Origin of the sequence: Paraburkholderia phosphatilytica (assembly GCF_003443895.1) — a bacterium.
Classification (GTDB): Bacteria; Pseudomonadota; Gammaproteobacteria; order Burkholderiales; family Burkholderiaceae; genus Paraburkholderia; species Paraburkholderia phosphatilytica.
Genome location: NZ_QQOA01000001.1, coordinates 28465 through 45978 on the forward strand (window position 1 = coordinate 28465; position 17514 = coordinate 45978).

A 17514-nucleotide genomic window follows, 5' to 3' on the forward strand; every position below is an offset into this window, starting at 1 on the left:
TGAACGATGGGTCCATCTCGCATAACGAAACGGATTGACGCCTGCATAAGGTGCGATGATCGGCAGCTACCGCTTAAGAGAGCCTTAAACGCGGCCGCAATGCTCTCTTTCCAAATCAGAAAGGGTGTGCACGCCACTAGTCATGGTGACCACCGGCTGGCTGAGCGCAGCCAATTTTTATACTTCGTTTTCCGAATTATCAATGACAGATGTACGCTGTCGTTAGCGGATGGCCCACCCGTTCGGGTTCAACCGAAGTTGTCCAGCTTCAGCTGATAACTGCGTCCGAACCAGATCGCGCAATCGCGGTGATCGCGTAGCGAATCGTCGGTGTTCGGATGGAGGAACACGTCGAGCGCACCATGGTTCAACGAGAGCCATGACACCACCGCCGGCAACTCGGCAGGCGCGAATGCGATCTGATAGCTCCACGCCGGATGCGGCCCGACCGGCTTCTCGTGAAAACGGCCAAGCTGAACGGTCGCGCCGAACTGCGCGTCGATCGCGTGACGAAGCACGAGCGCGGCATCGCGGCTCGTCGCGTCGAAGTAGACGTGCGCGTGCCAGCTTTCGATCTTCGTGGGGTCGAGGTAGGTCATCGGAGGGAGATGAAACGGATGGCGTGCGGACCATTATAGGCCGGCAGCCGTGCCCGCAGTCCTGCCCGCAGTCCTGCCCGCAGTCCTGCCTTCAGGCCGCCACGCCCAGCATCCGCTCGGCGTAGCACTGCGCAAGCGAAAACTGCTCGACGCACGCCTGCCGCAGCCGCTCGGCCGTCGCCTGCCATGACTCGCCGGTTGCGCGCCGGAACAGCCGCACGGTGTCCGGATACCACGCGCTGCCATTGCCTTCGTAGCCCCAGCGCCAGTCCACCTGCCGGTCCGGCAGCATCACCCAGCACCGCTTGCCGAGCGATGCGGCAAGATGCGCGATCGACGTATCCACGCAGATCACCAGATCGAGCTGCGATACGACCGCGGCCGTATCGGCGAAATCGCGCAGCGACGAACCCAGATGCAGCAGCGCGACACCCGCCGGCGGCGTCAGCGCTTCGTCTTCGCCCGCGCCCTTCTGCAGGCTCACGAACGACATGCCCTGCGCGCGCAACAGCGGCGCCAGCATGCCGAGCGACGGCAGCGAACGGTGCGCATCGTTCTGATGCAATGGATTGCCCTTCCAGACCACGCCGATGCGCGGCCCCGGCGGCAGCACGGCGAGGTGCTCGCGCCAGTAGCCGACCAGCGCGTCTTCCGCGCGCAGCGCGAGCGGCGCAGGCAACGCGGCGTTCGCGAGCCCCGCATGCAACGGCACGCTGAGCAGACTCGTCCAGCCATCGAATCCGGCCGATGCCGCCAGCGCGATGTCGGGAGTGAGCAGCGAATCGATGTCGTTGACGGTGGCGAACAGCCGGTGCAGCGCTGGGTCGCACGCGAATGCAACGTAGGCGGCGCCTAGCGCCTTCAGCGTCGCGAAGTAGCGGCCGAACTGGATCATGTCGCCGAGGCCGTCTTCCTGCCACACGAGAATCGACTTGCCGGCGAGCGGCTCGCCGCGCCATTGCGCGCAACGCAGGATCGCGGGCGAACGGCTATGACTCGGCCGGTCGTAACGCGCTTCGTGCAGACGCCAGCCTTCGTCGAAGCGTCCGATGCTGAGCAGCAGCATCGCATGCGCGTAGCGCGCGGCGTGATAGTCGGGGCGCAGCGCGAGCGCGCTGCGATACGCGCAATCGGCGTCGGCGAAACGGGTCAGCTCGCGCAGCACGTTGCCGAGATTCAGGTGTGCCTCCGCATAGTCCGGACGAACCCGCAACGCGTCGCGATACGCGGCGACAGCGGCATCGAGTTCGCGCAGCTCGTGCAGCGCGATGCCGAGGTTGTAGTGCGCTTCCGCGTAGTCCGGCCGGATCGTCACCGCGCGCGAAAACGCGAGCACCGCGTCCGCATGACAGCCGCGCGCGTGATGCGCGGTGCCCAGGTTGTTGGCGAGTTCGGCATGCTCGGGGCACGCCGCCACGCCCTGCGCAAACACCGCCTCCGCTTCGAGCAGACGGCCGAGCGTCTTCAGCACGATGCCGAGGTTGTTGTACGCATCGGCGAAAGCGGGTACGAGCTTGATCGATTGCCGCCACAACACCTCGGCCTCCGCCGTGTGTCCGAGCGCGAGCGAGCACACCGCCGCGCAGTCGAGCGCGCGGCCGAGGTCGGCGGGCGCGCAACCGGCGTCCGGCCTCAACAGCGGGTTCAGCATCGACAACGCGTCGACGAAACGGCCGCCCGCGCACAGCGACGCCGCCGTCCGGACGCGTTCCGCGCGGGATTCGGCGAGTGACGAAGCAGGACACATGTCGATGGATCGGGGCGTGGAAGACAGAAGGGACGGCGTTGCGACGCGCAGTGCGCGGTCGCGAGTTCGGGACAGCATCATCGTACGGGCGCGCGGTCCTCCCTGATCCAACGAACAACACGGGGTTCGACGCGCACTTTGCGCAAAGCACCTCGCAATCTCCTGACGAAATTCTTACGGTATCGTTCGGTGAAGCACGTGCCGCGGCCGCTTCGGCGTTTCGGTCGCGGTCCAGCGCACATGGCTCGCGGCGATTCGCAACCTATGATTTGCAAGGTCCGCCGGTTGCTGCTATCCCTCAATTGCGACTTTCACGGCAGCACCCGCGGTTCTCACCTGAGTTCTGACCCGGCATGAACGCGAACCATCTGCCCGACTGCATCCCCGCCCTCGTGTGGCAGGCCGACACGAAAGGGATCGTCACGTATACAAATCCCGCGTCACGCAACTATCTCGGCAATCCGTTCGGGCCCGACAGCGCGCTGCACTGGGACCGCTTCGTACTCGACAGCGACGTGCGCGGCGTGCTCGACGCGTGGACCCACGCGCTCGCGGCCGGCCAGAGCGCCGAGGTGAACGCGCGGCTGCGGCGGCACGACGGTGTGTATCGCTGGCACAAGCTGCGCATCGCCCCGCTGTTCGACGACGCCAGCGCGCTCTGTGGCGCGTGCGGGATCGCGATGGACGTCGACGAATTCGTGCGCGCCGGCGAACGCTACGAGATCGGCGAACGCCGCCTGCGCTATGCGCTCGACGCGGCCCGCGTCGGCGCGTGGGAATGGGACATGGGCAGCCAGACCGCGCGCATCAGCCCGCAGCTCGCGCGCATCTACGGCCTCAATCCGGCACGGCTCGAAGTGCCGCTGCAACTGCTGTTCTCGAAGGTGCCGGACTCGCATCGCGCGTGGTTCACGCGCGAACTGACCGAACGCCTCAACGATCACGCGCCGTTCGAGCTCGACTACCCGATCTCGCGTTACGACGGCCGCCGCTGCTGGCTGCGGATGCGCGGCGAAACCGAGCGTGGCGGCAGCGAGCAGATCGAGCGCGTGTTCGGCGTCACGTATGACATAACCGCGCAGCACGAAGCCGAACAGCAGCGCGAGCGCAGCGAGCAGCGTTACCGCACGCTCGTCGAAGTGAGTTCCGAGCTGACGTGGACCACCGATGCGAACGGCCATGGCCTGCCGCTCGGCAGCCACTGGGAGCAGTTCACCGGTCAGAAGAACGGCATCGCCGGCTGGGACTGGCTGCAATGCGTGCACCCCGACGACCGCGAAGCAGTGCGCGGGCGCTGGCTGGACATCGTTCGCGTGGCGACGCCGGCGTCGATCGTGTTCCGGCTGCGGCGTCACGACGGCGAATGGCGCAACATGGTCGCGCGCGCGGCGCCGCTGCGCGATGCGGACGGCTCGCTGCGCGAATGGTTCTGCATGGCCGCCGACGTCACCGACGAACGCAGCGCCGCGGCCGCGCTCGAAGAGCGCAACCTGCGGCTCGAAGTGGCGATGCGCGCGGCACGGATGACGATCGGCTATCTGGCGATCGACGACTGGACCATCCGCTGGGACAACGCCAGCTCGCCGAACGGTGCGCCGATCGCGCTCACGCTGCCGGATGCGCTTGCGCAGGTGCATGCCGACGACCGCACGATGGTTGAGGCGGCGCTGCGCGATGCCGCGGCAACGGGCGAATTCGACGGCCCGCTCGAATTTCGCATCATGACGAACGGCAACGAGCGCTGGTTGCAGAGCCAGGCGGTGCTGCAGCGCGCTTCGTCAGGCAAGCCGTGGCGACTGATCGCGAGCGCCGTCGACATCACCGTGCGCAAGACGCTCGAACTCGCGCTGCGCGAATCCGACCGCCGCAAGGACGAGTTTCTCGCGATGCTCGCGCACGAACTGCGCAACCCGCTCGCGCCGATGCGCACCGCGATCGCGCTGCTGCAGCGCCAGGATGCGGCGGGCGTGGACACGGGGACGCTGGTCGGCATGCTGCAGCGGCAGGTCGATCACATGGCGCAGCTCGTCGACGATCTGCTCGAGGTGTCGCGCATCACGCACGGGCGCATCGTGCTGCGCCGCGAGCCGGTGCTGCTCGGTACCGCGGTGTATGCGGCGCTCGAAACGGTGTCGTCGATGGCGAGCCTGCGCGCGCAGCATCTCACCGTGCGCCTGCCGCCCGAACCGGTGTGGCTGCACGCCGATCCGCTGCGGCTGTCGCAGATCCTCGTGAATGTGCTGAACAATGCGTGCAAGTACACGCATGTGGGCGGCAACATCTGCGTGACCGCGCTCGCCGACGACCGCACTGCCACCATCACGATCGAAGACAACGGCAGCGGCATCTCGTCGGACCTGCTGCCGCACATCTTCGATCTGTTCTCGCAGGGCGAGCGCACGCTCGACCGCTCGCACGGCGGGCTCGGCATTGGGTTGTCGCTCGTGAAGAAGCTCGTGCAGATGCATGGCGGCGAGATCGACATCTCGAGCCCGGGGCCCGGCCGCGGCGCGACCGTCGCGATCACGCTGCCGCAGGCGCATCCAGCGGAGATTCCGGCCGGCACCCGGCCCATCGATGCGCAAAGCAACGAACCGGCGCGTCTTGCGCCGCTCTCCGTGCTGATCGTCGACGACAATCGCGACGCCGCGGATTCGCTCGCGTTGCTGTGCGAGAGCGAAGGCTACCGCGTGGACGTCGCGTACGGCGCAAACGAGGCGCTGGAGAAGGCGCAGGACCGCGCGGTCGACGTTGCGCTGCTCGACATCGGCCTGCCCGACATCGACGGCTACGAACTCGCGGGACGTCTGCGCCGCAAGGGCGAACAGAAACCGCTACTGATCGCTGTGACCGGTTATGGCCAGGCGGAAGACCACCTGCGGGCGCAGGCGGCCGGCTTCGACCATCACCTCGTGAAGCCGGTCGACATCGGCCATCTGCTGTCGCTGTTGTCCGAGGCGGCGGCCTAGTTTTGTCGCTCGCCGCCCCGGTGTCATGCCATTACGCGAGTCACGTCACTGTGTCGTCGTGGCCGTGCCCGCCTTCGGCTTGGTCGCCTTTTCGAGCTTGTTGTACTCGAATTCCGGCACCGACTTGAGCGCGGCCTTGGTGGCGCCGCCGAGGTACAGGTTACCGTTGCGGATATCCATGCGTTCGACCGGCACCGCGACGTAGTGCTTGCCCATGCCGAGGAATCCGCCCACCGACAGCACCGCCCACGTAGCCTTGTGATCCGGCGCGATGATGATGTCGTACACCTGGCCGATCTTCTCGTTCAGATCGTTGTAGACGGGCTCGTCGACGAGCGCCTTGCGCACGCTCCACCCATGCAGCAGCGAATCGTTCTGCTCGGTCGTGCCGCCGAGCGGCTGCAGCCCCGCCACCTGCGCGACCGCAACCTGCGAACCGCAGACGAGCGCCAGCGCCGCCGCGCATATGACCGTTTTCGTTTTGATTGTCATCGTGTCCTCCCTGGTCGTGGACCTGTTTTTTGGCAGGACTTTGCGAGCATGCGGCATGCCTGAGCCTTTCTGTCACTGAAATTTAATGCAGCGCGCTTGAAAGGTCTGCAAGATTGTGTAATGATACTGATTCTCATCTGCAAGAAATTTAACACGCAGATACGGTAATTCGGTCGTCCATCTACAGCCAGCCTCGCCACCTTCCCGATCGCGCGAAGGTCGTGCCCCGCCAGCCAGCTTCATGCTGCCCGCCTCATGCAGGCAGCTAACGCAGCCAGCCCGTTCAGGCGCCTGGCGCGAATCCACATCTGACGGGGAATCCATGTTCGAGAAGACGCCGCTGGCGACAGCGATCGCGTTGCTATGCATCGCGCCCATTGCATCGACCGCGTTCGCGCAGGCTGCATCGCCAGGCGTAGCGGCATCCGCGGCGCAAACCGCCGCGGCGCCGGCCGCCGCGAGCGACGCCAGCACCGCGAAGACAGCCAGCGACACCGCGTTGCCCGCCGTCGTCGTGTCCGGCGCGAGCGATCGGCAGGACTTCCAGGCGGAACGCTCGAGCGTCGGCGCGAAGACGCCCACCGCGCTGCGCGACATCCCGCAGACCGTGACGGTGATCAACAAGGCGCTCTTGAACTCGCAGGCCGCCACGTCGTTCCAGGACGCGCTGCGCAATGCGCCGGGCGTCACCATCGGCGCCGCGGAAGGCGGCCAGATCGGCAACAACGTGAACCTGCGCGGCTTCACCGCGCAGAACGACATCTACCTGGACGGCTTCCGCGACCGCAACCAGTACTACCGCGACACCTTCGATCTCGAAGACGTGGAAGTGCTGTACGGTCCGTCTTCGATGCTGTTCGGCCGCGGCTCGACGGGCGGCGTCATCAACCAGGTCAGCAAGAAGGCGAACCTCACGCCGTCGGCGGAAGTGTCGACGATGGTCGGCACCAACGACCGCTACCGCACGTCGGTCGACGTCAACCATCCGCTCAGCGATACGTCGGCGATCCGCCTGAACGCGTTCGGCCAGTCGCTCGGTTCGACGCGCGACGAGATGCACAACAAGGACTACGGCATCGCGCCCGAAGCGCGCTTCGGCATCGGCACGCCGACCGAGATCACGCTGTCCGCGCTGATCCAGCACAACTACGATCAGCCCGACTACGGCGTGCCGCCGCTCAACGGCGCGCCCGCGCCGGTGTCGCGCAACACCTACTACGGCATCACGACCGACCGCACGATCCAGGACATCCAGACGTTCACCGCGGGCATCAAGCATCGCTTCAACGACGCGTTCACGATCAGCAACCAGACGCAGATCTCGCACTCGATGACCGATGCGCGGGAAACCGCGCCGCAGGCGATCCTGACGGGGCCGCTGGCAACCAGCACGGCGCTCGCGAACGGCAATCACACGACGATCCCGATGGACGATCTGTTCGTGAAGCTGCAAAGCCACGACCGGGTGATCGAGAACCACGCGATCTACAACGACACGATGGCCGAGTACAAATTCACGACCGGCCCGATCAGACACGACGTGATCGCCGGCATCGAGCTCGGCCACGAGACGTATTCGAACCAGGCGTACACGCGCAACAACCTGCCGATCGTCTCGCTGATCGACCCGGCCTATCTGTCGAACCCGACCGGCGTGACGACGACGACCGGCAACTATGCGTCGTCGTCCGCGAACTCGTTCGCCGCGTACGCGAACGACACCGTGTCGCTCGGCGAGCACTGGAAGGTGGTGGGCGGGCTGCGCTGGGACCGTTATCAGGCGCACATCTCGAACACGATCAGTCTGCCGTCGTATGCCGCGCAGACCAACAGCTACACGAGCGTGCGCGGCGGCGTGATCTATCAGCCGAGCGACTGGCAGTCGTACTACGCGTCATACGGCACGTCGTTCGATCCTTCGCTCGAAGCGCTCACGGTCACCAACTTCACGCAGAATCTCGCGCCGGAAACGACGCGTTCGTTCGAAGTGGGCGGCAAGTGGGATCTGCTCGGCGGCAATCTGTCGATCACGTCCGCGCTGTTCCAGGAAGAGATGCGCAACGCGCGCACGCAGGTGTCGTCGACCGAATACACGCTCGACGGCGACATTCGCGTGAACGGCTTCCAGGCCAGCGCGACCGGACACATCACCGACAAGTGGCAGATCTTCGGCGGCTACACGTACATGGACGCGCGCATCGTGAAGGCGCGCGACGGCACCCAGGGCAACGTGCCCGCCAACACGCCGCGCAACACGCTCACGCTGTGGAGCACCTATTCGTTCACGCCGCACTGGCAGATCGGCGGCGGTCCGACGTACATGTCGGCGCGCTATGCGGCGAACACGAACCTCGTGCGGGTGGGCGGCTATACGCGCTGGGATGCGATGGCGGGCTACACGCAGAAGAAATGGGACGTGCAGCTGAACCTGCTGAACCTCACGAACAAGCGCTACTACGACGCGCTGATTCCGTCGGACGGCGGCCGCTCGGTGCCGGGCATCGGCCGCACGCTGCTCGCGACCGGGAATTACCGCTTTTGAACCTTCGTTTGAATTCGACACGCCGATGATCCTGCCCATTCCCGACATCCTCACCGCGGAGCAGGTGCGCCTGATCCGCGCGCGGCTCGACAACGCCGGCGACGCGTGGGTCGACGGTCGCGCGACCGCCGGCTGGCAGGGCGCCCCCGTCAAGCGCAACCAGCAGATCGCCGAGCACTCGCCGATCGCGCGCGAACTCGGCGACGTGATCGTCGGCGCGATCGAACGCCATCCGCTCTTCATCAGCGCGGTGCTGCCGAATCAGGTGTATCCGCCGCTCTTCAACCGCTACGAAGGCGGCATGACGTTCGGCTCGCACGTGGACGGCGCGGTGCGGGTGCTGCCGAACGGCGTGAAGCTGCGCACGGATGTGTCGGCAACGCTCTTCCTCAGCGAACCCGACGAGTACGACGGCGGCGAGCTCGTGATCGAAGACACCTACGGCGTGCAGCAGGTGAAGCTGCCCGCGGGACACCTGATCGTGTACCCCGCGACAAGCCTGCATCAGGTCACACCCGTCACGCGCGGCGCGCGCGTCGCGAGCTTCTTCTGGGTGCAGAGCCTCGTGCGCAGCGACACGCAGCGCGCGCTGCTGTTCGACATGGACACCGCGATCCAGCGCCTCAACGCCACCCATGCAGACGACCAGGCGCGCCGCAGCCTCGTCGGCTGTTACCACAACCTGCTGCGGCTCTGGAGCGAAACGTGAGCATGCCGACGAACCACACGATGAACGGCACGGCTGTTCTGTCCGACACCGTGAGCGTGGAGCCGGTCGTCGGCGGTGAAGCCGTGCGTGCGGGCAATCTGCGCGGTACCGGCGCGCGCAAGCCGTCGCGCCGCGTGACGTTCGTGCGCTGGCTGCGCAAGGTGCATGGCTGGCTGGGACTGTGGGGCGCCGCGATGGGGCTGCTGTTCGGCACGACCGGCTTTCTGCTGAACCACCGCGGCGGTCCGCTGCGCATCTCCACCGGCGAGCCGCAGGTTTCGGCGATGCAGGTGCCGCTGCCGCAACCCGCGCCCGACACGCCGCGCGGGCTCGCGCACTGGCTGCAAAAGACGCTGCACGTTGCGGGCAAACCCGGACGCATGCAGAAAGAACCGGCGCATCCGGTCGCGTGGGGCGATCGGCACGTGGTGCAGCCGGAGCACTGGCAGATCGCGTTCGCGTCGCCGAAGCAGAATACGTCGGTCGAATACTGGGTCGGCAATCAGTTCGTCACGGTAAAGCGCAACGACAACTCGTTTCTCGCGATGCTGACGAATCTGCACAAGGGCGTGGGGCTGAGCATCGGCTGTGTGCTGCTGATCGACACGCTGGCGGGCAGCCTCATTCTGCTGTCGCTGACCGGCGTGATCCTGTGGACCGAACTGAACAAGCGCAAGACGATCGGCGCCGTGCTCGTGATCGGCTCGATCGTGGCGATGGTGTGTACCGCGATGGCTTGACGGCTTGTGAATGACGGGCCGCGTGCGCGGCGTTATTCGTTGTCGTTATTCGTCGTCGTTTTCGGTCGACGATGCGAGCGCACTGTGGCGCAGCATGGCTTCCTTTGCGCCCGCCGACAGATGCCGGCCGCTTTGCCGGCATGCTGAGCACACGCCGTACATGACCAGCTGACGGCTCGACACGAGGAAGTCTTTCTGGCCGGCAATCGCGTTTTGCCGCGCTTCGATCACCGGATCGAAGAACTCCTGGATCTCGCCGCATTCGGTGCACACCATGTGGTCGTGCAGCTTGCCGTCGTTCAGCTCATAGACCGCGCGGCCGTCACCTATCGTCAGACTAGCGAGCAGACCGGTGTCGACCAGCTGACGCAACGCGCGATAGACCGTGGCGAGACTCATCAGCCCCGCGTCGCTATTCACCAGCTGATAGACCTCTTCCGCGCTGAAGTGCGAATGCGCGCGCGCGCGAAAAAAGTCGAGCACCTCGACGCGTGGCAGCGTAGGCCGCAGACCGACACCCTGGAGGTCTTCGTGAGTGGACATGGCAGATTGCAGCGCGAATGAAAAGCGGATGAATCGATTTGAAAGGCCGCCAGCAGACGCTTCCCCGAACACCCCACTATGACGACGGGTTGCTTAAGGAAAGCTTAAGCCCGCACGAAACAGCGGCGACGCACGCGCTTATCGATCATCTGGATGCATGCCGTCACGCGCGCTGCCTTACGCGCGACCGACATTTCGGGCGGGACTCGAGACCCGCGAGGAGTTCGAGCAGATGCTGCGCACGTTCGCGGTGCGGATGGTCGAGCGGCTGCTCGAGGAGGTCGTTGAGACGGGTGCGCCAGTAGTCGAGGGACACGCCGCGTACGGTCAGCACGTAAGGCACGACATGTTCGAGATGAACGATGTCGCGCTCGACGAACGACGATGCATTGAACATGGCAGCGCTCCCATCGTGCTCAGAGCTCGAACTTGTCGGAACCGCCCGACGACGGCAACAACGACGCAGCCGGCAGCGCTTTTTCGCCGCGTTCCCGCTCGACGCGGCGCACCGGCGCTCGCCGCTTGCCGCCCGCGAGAATGCGGCCGGTCTCGATGCACGGCTCGATCACCCAGCTGTTGAACAGCGTGGCGACACCGAGCGCCAGCGGCGGGACGATCGCGAGAATCGCCCAGTGCGGCAGCATGCCGTGCAACAGCGCGACGCAGGTCAGCAGCAGCGGCAGATGGACGAGATAGAGTGCGTAAGAAATCTTGCCGAGCCAGCGTAGCGGCGGAAGCAATAGCACCCGCTCGATGCCGCCCGGCGACAGCGCAGCGATCAGCACGCAGGCCGAACCGATACCCACTGCACCCGCCTGCAGCAACTGCATGTGCGTCCAGTGCGTGACGATGATGCCGATGCCCGCGCAGAGCAGCGCCATGCGCGCGACACCCGGCAGCTTCGCCATCGCGCGCCGCACGGTGCCGAGCGAGCACGCAATCAGGATGCCGAGCACGAAAAACAGCGCGTAATAAGCGGTGAAGCCGATACCCGGCAGCCAGCCCACGCCGGCATTCGCGTCGACGCGCGGCAGGTCCGCTCCCAGCCAGCGCGTGACCAGGAAGATCGCGATCGCCGAAAGCGCGACGACCACCGCGCCGGCCAGCCGCCAGCGCACGATCGGCACGACGAGTAGCGGAAACAGCAGCGAAACCCGCATTTCCCAGATCAGCGAGTGCGCCGCGCCGTTGATGAAGTTGTAGCGGCCGCCCATCGACGCCGCGTCCCACAGCACCGCGCCCGTCACCGGATGCGACCAGTTCCATTCGCGAACCCACGCGCTATAGCCCGGCGCATTCATGTGCAGCATGCACAGGCTGGCCAGCGCGGAGGCCGCCGCCATCGCCACGAGATACGGCAGAAAGATGCGGCAGATACGCCGGATCGCGAAGCTCGCATAGCGCGGCGCCCGCCCTTCGATCCACGGCAACGCGAGCACCAGTCCGCTCAGCACGTAGAACAGCGTCACGGCTTCGTAGCCGGCCCACAGGAGACGCGCCGGCGTATCGAACATCAGCCACTCGAACAGGTTCGACGGCTTCGTGCTCCAGCCGGAAAAGAAGTAGTTCGCGAACGAAGGAAACGTCAGCAGACAGTGATGAATCACGACGACGAACGCAGCGAGACCCCGAACCGAATCCAGTACCTCGAGTCGACCCGATGCGCGCCCGCCAGCCTGCGTCTGCGTTTGCTCGCTGCTCAACGTTGACTCCTCGTACGATTGCCCGTTCCGGTCGCCCGACAAAGGCGAAACCATACAACAGTTTGCGAAGCTGCTCCACGGTCACTTCGCAAAACGTAGGTTTCCTAAGTTAATCGACGGATTCGGCAATCCGGTTGAATTTACCTCCGCTCTGTTATGACGGAAATATTGTTATGGCGGATTCCGGAAGCCGGTATTTAACCTGCCTGAAACGCGTCGAAATGAATTTGTCTCCGCCAAAGAGTTACCTCTGTTCGTTACCGTACCGATCTAAACCCCTCGATAAAACGCATGATCGGTGTAACGGAACTGCATCGGCTGTCATTTCGATGTGCCAGCAACCAATGCTGTCAAGGGTTTGCAAGCCGACCCTCATATTATGCAATCGTGTTTGAGAAGTTTTCGCATTCGCATACATGACAACATGATTAATACTTGCCATTCGGGCTATTTCAGGTTGTCGGCAGACAGTTAATCGACAGTAAGTTTCGTCAGACAACGATACCAACTGAGAAGTTTTCTTATTCAACCGGACCACCGATTCACGCTCACGATGGGGAACGCGTTATGGGCTCATCAAAATCTTCGGTCACACCGCTCTTTGCGAATCACGCCAAAACTTCGCGAGATGCGACTCGACACACAATGCCGTTACGGACATCGACGGCGATTTCGATTGTCGTCATTGCGATCCTTGCGGCGGCGTTGCGGATCTTCCATCTCGACTACCTGTCGCTGTGGAACGACGAAATCTTCACGCACTACTACTACGAACTGTTCGGTCCGCATTTTCTTCTGACCACCGGCCTCACGATCGAGCCGACTCCGCCGCTGTACTACTTCATGCTCGAAGCGTGGATGCGCGTGTTCGGACACGGCGCGGTACCGATGCGCGCGCTGTCGGTCTGTGCCTCGCTCGTCGCGCTGCCGCTCGTGTTCCTGCTGGCCAGAGAAGTCGCGACGCGCAAGGTCGCGATCGTCGCCGCACTGCTGTTCGCGCTGTCGCCGATGGCGATCTACTTCTCGCAGGAAGCGCGCGTGTACATGCTGACGGTCGTCTGGACGTCGTTGATGCTGCTCGGCATTGCGCGCTATCTGCGCCGTGGCCGCGCGAGCCATCTCGCGCTGTATGCGGCCAGTGCGATCGTCGCGATGTACAGCCATTCGACGATGATGTTCCTGATCGCCGCGTGCAACGTCGTCGTGATCGCCGTGCTGCTGATCGCACGAAAGGCCGGCACGCCGGCCACCTTGCGCGGCTGGCTGGCGGCGAACGTCGTGGTGGGCGTGATCGCGGTTCCGCTGCTGTTCATCATGGCGAGCATCGGACAGCACGGCACGGGGCTGTCGTGGATTCCGCCGTTCTCGCCGCGCGACATCGCGGTCGCGCTATCGGGTCTCGTCGCGGGCATCATCACGCCGCTGCGCTGGCCCGGCATCGAACTGACGATGCTGACGCTGATCGCGCTCGTCGCCGCGATCGCGGCGGTTCGCGCGCCGCGTGTGCTGCTGCTCGTGACGGTGGCGATTCCGGCGGTGTTCGTCGTGCTGGTCTGCATCGCGAGCCTCAAGCAGCCGATCCTGCTGCCGCGCATCCTGTGCTGGATGACCGCGCCGCTCTCCGTGCTGATCGCGTGGGCCGTCACGCAGCGTTCGCGGCTTGCGCACGTCGTGAGAATCGTGGTCTGTGTGACGTTCGCGGCCGGGCTCTACTATCAGCTAGCCGAGGCGGACGGCGCGAAGCCGCCTTACCGCGAAGTGTTCGGACAGGCGCACGACGACCTGATGCGCGCGGACAGCATCGTGCTGGCGCCGTACGCATCGCCGCTCGTGCTCGACTTCTACGCGCCCAACGTGCCGCACGTCTCCAAGTGGCGCGACCGGACGATCACGGGCATCGAGGAATGGCAGGTGGCGCGCCTCGGCATTCCGCACGTTCCGCTCGACGGCGTGCGCGACGACATCGCGGCTGGACGCGACGTGTGGGTGGTCGCAAGTTCGCCCGATGCGCCGTTGATGCCGCAGTTGCTCGGCCAGGTGCCACCGCCGCAGCGCACCTATCTGTCGCGGTGCAACGAGCCCGCGCGGGACGGCCATGAGCCGCCGCCCTGCATCGCGATCTACGGGTGGAACGTGAAGCCGCGATGAACAACCGTCCGGCTTCTTCGCGATCCGCGCGCGGTCATGACATCCGCTGGACCCATTGACTCCGCCAGCCCGGTGCTTCGAACGGATCCGCGAAGTACTGGGTTTCGTGAACGACCTTGCCATCATGGAACTTCATGATGCTCACGGTATGCGCCGCGCGCCCCTCGTAGAGGATCGTGTACTCCGTGACCCAGAGATTGCCCTCCCCCTGCATCCGTCTGACGTCGAAACCCGACGGCTTCCCCGGATGATGACCTCGCAGCGCCTGCAGGTTCGCGCGCCCGACGATTCGTTCACCTGATTGCGGATAGTCGCAGACGGCGTCGTCGGCGTAGATGTCGTGCTCCGCGTCGAGGTCGCCAGCCGCCGACGCCTGCCAGTGCGCATTCAGCGCTTCACGAATGGTGTCTTCACGCATGACGTCCCTCCGGATCGGATTCAGGCACGCGCCATTCTACGCGGCGAATCTGACGACGGGACGTCGCGGCCACACGTCTGCCAGATTTCGAACAGCGTGCAGATCTCGTCGACCGCACGGCACACGCGGGCAACGTCTTCTTCCGTCATTTGTGTGAAGAGCGGCAGCGTGACCGTGCTCGCGCCGAAGCGCTCCGCGTGCGGGAACATGCCCTCCTTGAAGCCCAGCGCGCGATACAGCTTGAACAGATGAACCGGCGGGTAATGCACGCCCGAACCGATACCGCGCTGCTTCAGTTGTTCCATGAAATCGCCGCGGCTGATCGACAGACGTTCGAGCGGCAGCGTGATCTGGAACAGATGCCAGTTCGTGTGCTCGAAGTCGCGCATCGGCAAGCCGACGCCGAGCTTGACCGCCGCGCCGCCCTCGAAGCCGTCGAAATAAGCGCGCGCGAGTTTCCTGCGTTGCTGCGTGAAGCGATCGAGATGCGGCAGCTGGCCTAGCCCGACGCGCGCCGCAACATCGGTCAGGTTGAACTTGCCGCCTTGCAGATCGCAGTCCATGCCGTCGTGGCCGCTACGCGTCACGCCGAGCAACCGGTACTTCTGCGCGAGCTTCGCTTCGTCTTCGTTGTTGAGCACGAGCGCGCCGCCTTCGATCGACGTCACGTTCTTGTTCGGATGGAAGCTGAACGACACGAGGTCGCCGATCGCGCCGATCCGTTTGCCGTGCCACGTCGCGCCAAAAGCCTGCGCGGCATCTTCGATTACCCGCAGATGGTGCGCCTTTGCAATCGCGTACAGACGATCCATATCGACCGGCGCCCCCGCCAGAAACACCGGCATCAGCGCTTTCGTGCGCGGCGTGATGGCCTTCTCGAGCAGATCGAGGTCGATGTTGCGCGTGATGGGATCGATGTCGGCGAACACCGGCGTCGCGCCGGCTTCGAGAATCACGTGACTCGTCGCGACCCACGTGGCGGGCGTGGTGATCACTTCATCGCCAGGACCGACGCCCGCGATACGCAAACCGATTTCGAGCGTCGCGGTGCCGGAGTTGAAAGTGCGCACCGGACGGCCGCCGCAAAACGATGAAAGCGCCGCTTCGAACGCCTGGTTCTGCGGTCCCGTCGTGATCCAGCCTGAGCGCAGCACATCGGCGACGCCCGCGATCGTCGCTTCGTCGATCTCCGGGCGTACCAGCGGCAAGAACGGTAGCGAAAGCGGATTCATCATTCCGATGTCGTCGCGGCGTGACGATCGGGTGCGCTCTGCTCACCGTCGACGAGGCGCCACAGCCCCAACGGATTCGCTTCCTTCAGCGCATCCGGCAGCAACGCATCCGGCAGATCCTGATAGCAGACCGGACGCAGGAAGCGGTCGATCGCCGTCGCGCCCACGGACGTGAACATCGCATTCGAGGTGGACGGATACGGCCCGCCGTGAACCATCGCATGGCACACCTCCACGCCGGTCGGAAAGCCGTTCACGAGAATGCGGCCGGCCTTGCGTTCGAGCACGGGCAACAGGCGCCGCGCGTCGGCATGATCGTGCGCATCGATCTGCAACGTCACGGTCAACTGCCCTTCCACGTGCTCCGCCACCTTCAGCATTTCGTCGACATCGCGCGCACGAATCACCACCGACGCCGGGCCGAACATCTCCGCTTCGAGTTCGGGCGACGCCAGCAGACGCTGCGCATCCGTCACGTAAAGCGCGGCCTGCGCAGCGTTCGCATCCTCACCTGCCGGCTCGCCCTGCGCGACCTTCGTCACGCCCGCCACGGCCTCGACGTTTTTCGTGCCCTCACGATACGCGTCGAAAATGCCCGGCGTCAGCATCGTTTGCGCCGGCTTGACGGCCAGCGCATCCGAGGTGGCCTTCACGAAGCGATCGAGGTCCGGGCCGTCCACCGCAATCACGAGACCCGGGTTCGTGCAGAACTGACCCGCGCCCATCGTCAGCGAATCGGCGAACGCCTTGCCGATCATTTCGGCGCGATTCGCGAGCGCGTGAGGCAGCACGAACACCGGATTGATGCTGCTCATCTCCGCGTAGACGGGAATCGGTTCGGGGCGAGCGTTCGCGATGCGCATCAGCGCAATGCCGCCCTGACGCGAGCCGGTGAAGCCGACCGCCTTGATCAGCGGATGCGCGACCAGCGCTTCGCCGAGCGTGCGGCCGGAACCGAACAGCAGCGAGAACACACCTTCCGGCAAGCCCTGATCCTTGACCGCCTGCTGAATGGCACGACCGACGAGTTCCGCCGTGCCGAGATGCGCGCTATGCGCCTTCACGATCACCGGCGCGCCCGCGGCAAGCGCCGACGCCGTATCGCCACCCGCTACCGAGAATGCCAGCGGGAAATTGCTCGCACCGAATACCGCGACCGGCCCGAGCGGCACCTTCGCGAGACGCAGGTCCGCGCGAGGCATCGGTTTGCGCTCGGGCTGCGCGCGATCGATCGTTGCGCCGAGGAAATGTCCGTCGCGTACCACGCGCGCAAACAGGCGCAGCTGACCAACGGTGCGTGCGCGCTCGCCTTCCAGCCGCGCCACGGGCAAGCCAGTTTCCGCATGCGCGCGCACGATGAGTTCGCTGCCGATATCCAGGATGCGATCCGCGATCGCGTCGAGCAGCGCCGCGCGTTGAGCGAGCGGCACGTTACGGTACGTATCGAATGCAGCGGACGCCAGCTGGGCCGCGCGATCGACTTCCGCGCGGCCGCCCAGTCCGAATGTCGGCTCGCCGATTTCCGCGTTGTACGCGGGGCAGAATGCGCGCTGCTCGCCCTCGGTGCCGCGCACCGCGGAGAAGCCGATCAGCATTTCGCCGGTAAGGGTCATGTGGATTTCCTGGAGAGAGTGCCATGCAGGAAGCTGCGCCCCGTTCGTGCAATGGGGCG

The 17514-nt window shown here is 65.1% G+C and carries 14 protein-coding genes; 5 read left to right on the plus strand and 9 right to left on the minus strand.

Annotation, left to right across the window (positions count from 1 at the left end; all coding sequences use genetic code 11):
- Window positions 1–248: 248 nt before the first annotated feature.
- Window positions 249–599, minus strand: coding sequence for a DOPA 4,5-dioxygenase family protein (locus DVS29_RS00110; RefSeq protein ID WP_118178402.1), 351 nt, complete (start codon window positions 597–599; stop codon window positions 249–251).
- A 91-nt stretch (window positions 600–690) separates the two neighbouring features.
- Window positions 691–2346: a tetratricopeptide repeat protein gene (locus DVS29_RS00115; protein ID WP_118178403.1), complete on the minus strand. Its 1656-nt coding sequence runs from the start codon at window positions 2344–2346 to the stop codon at window positions 691–693.
- Between the two features lie 353 nt (window positions 2347–2699).
- Here DVS29_RS00115 and DVS29_RS00120 point away from each other — a divergent pair, with 353 nt between their 5' ends.
- Window positions 2700–5315, plus strand: a complete 2616-nt coding sequence (locus DVS29_RS00120) for a hybrid sensor histidine kinase/response regulator (protein ID WP_118178404.1) — start codon at window positions 2700–2702, stop codon at window positions 5313–5315.
- Window positions 5316–5360: 45 nt separating this feature from the next.
- Here the strand turns inward: DVS29_RS00120 and DVS29_RS00125 are convergent, their stop codons facing one another.
- Window positions 5361–5807 carry a PRC-barrel domain-containing protein gene (locus tag DVS29_RS00125; RefSeq protein WP_420816051.1) on the minus strand — a complete coding sequence of 149 codons (447 nt, stop codon included), beginning with the start codon at window positions 5805–5807 and terminating at the stop codon, window positions 5361–5363.
- Between the two features lie 322 nt (window positions 5808–6129).
- On the opposite strand from DVS29_RS00125, the gene DVS29_RS00130 reads away from it, so the two are divergent.
- From DVS29_RS00130 to DVS29_RS00140, 3 genes are read left to right on the plus strand one after another with little or no spacing between them, the layout of a single operon-like run.
- Entirely contained in the window at window positions 6130–8349 is a 2220-nt protein-coding gene (locus DVS29_RS00130; protein WP_118178405.1) for a TonB-dependent receptor, read from the plus strand.
- A gap of 25 nt (window positions 8350–8374) precedes the next feature.
- Window positions 8375–9058: a Fe2+-dependent dioxygenase gene (locus tag DVS29_RS00135; RefSeq protein WP_118178406.1), complete on the plus strand. Its 684-nt coding sequence runs from the start codon at window positions 8375–8377 to the stop codon at window positions 9056–9058.
- Window positions 9059–9060: 2 nt separating this feature from the next.
- On the plus strand, window positions 9061–9798 hold the full coding sequence (locus DVS29_RS00140; protein WP_240655414.1) for a PepSY-associated TM helix domain-containing protein: 738 nt from the start codon (window positions 9061–9063) through the stop codon (window positions 9796–9798).
- A gap of 45 nt (window positions 9799–9843) precedes the next feature.
- Here the strand turns inward: DVS29_RS00140 and DVS29_RS00145 are convergent, their stop codons facing one another.
- The 3 genes from DVS29_RS00145 to DVS29_RS00155 form a co-directional block, all read right to left on the minus strand.
- Complete coding sequence (locus DVS29_RS00145; RefSeq protein WP_118178407.1) at window positions 9844–10341, minus strand: Fur family transcriptional regulator; 498 nt, start codon at window positions 10339–10341, stop codon at window positions 9844–9846.
- A gap of 163 nt (window positions 10342–10504) precedes the next feature.
- Entirely contained in the window at window positions 10505–10738 is a 234-nt protein-coding gene (locus tag DVS29_RS00150) for a hypothetical protein (RefSeq protein WP_118178408.1), read from the minus strand.
- A 19-nt stretch (window positions 10739–10757) separates the two neighbouring features.
- Window positions 10758–12044, minus strand: coding sequence for an acyltransferase family protein (locus DVS29_RS00155; RefSeq protein WP_164707802.1), 1287 nt, complete (start codon window positions 12042–12044; stop codon window positions 10758–10760).
- Between the two features lie 645 nt (window positions 12045–12689).
- Between DVS29_RS00155 and DVS29_RS00160 the strand changes: the two genes are divergently transcribed.
- Window positions 12690–14192, plus strand: coding sequence for a glycosyltransferase family 39 protein (locus DVS29_RS00160; RefSeq protein ID WP_164707803.1), 1503 nt, complete (start codon window positions 12690–12692; stop codon window positions 14190–14192).
- 34 nt (window positions 14193–14226) lie between these two features.
- Here the strand turns inward: DVS29_RS00160 and DVS29_RS00165 are convergent, their stop codons facing one another.
- From DVS29_RS00165 to DVS29_RS00175, 3 genes are read right to left on the minus strand one after another with little or no spacing between them, the layout of a single operon-like run.
- A complete protein-coding gene (locus tag DVS29_RS00165) occupies window positions 14227–14610 on the minus strand; it encodes a nuclear transport factor 2 family protein (RefSeq protein ID WP_118178411.1) in 384 nt (127 codons plus the stop codon).
- Window positions 14611–14630: 20 nt separating this feature from the next.
- On the minus strand, window positions 14631–15842 hold the full coding sequence (locus tag DVS29_RS00170) for a DegT/DnrJ/EryC1/StrS family aminotransferase (RefSeq protein WP_118178708.1): 1212 nt from the start codon (window positions 15840–15842) through the stop codon (window positions 14631–14633).
- Complete coding sequence (locus DVS29_RS00175; RefSeq protein ID WP_118178412.1) at window positions 15842–17455, minus strand: aldehyde dehydrogenase (NADP(+)); 1614 nt, start codon at window positions 17453–17455, stop codon at window positions 15842–15844. Before DVS29_RS00175 ends, DVS29_RS00170 begins: the two co-directional genes overlap by 1 nt.
- Window positions 17456–17514: the final 59 nt, after the last annotated feature.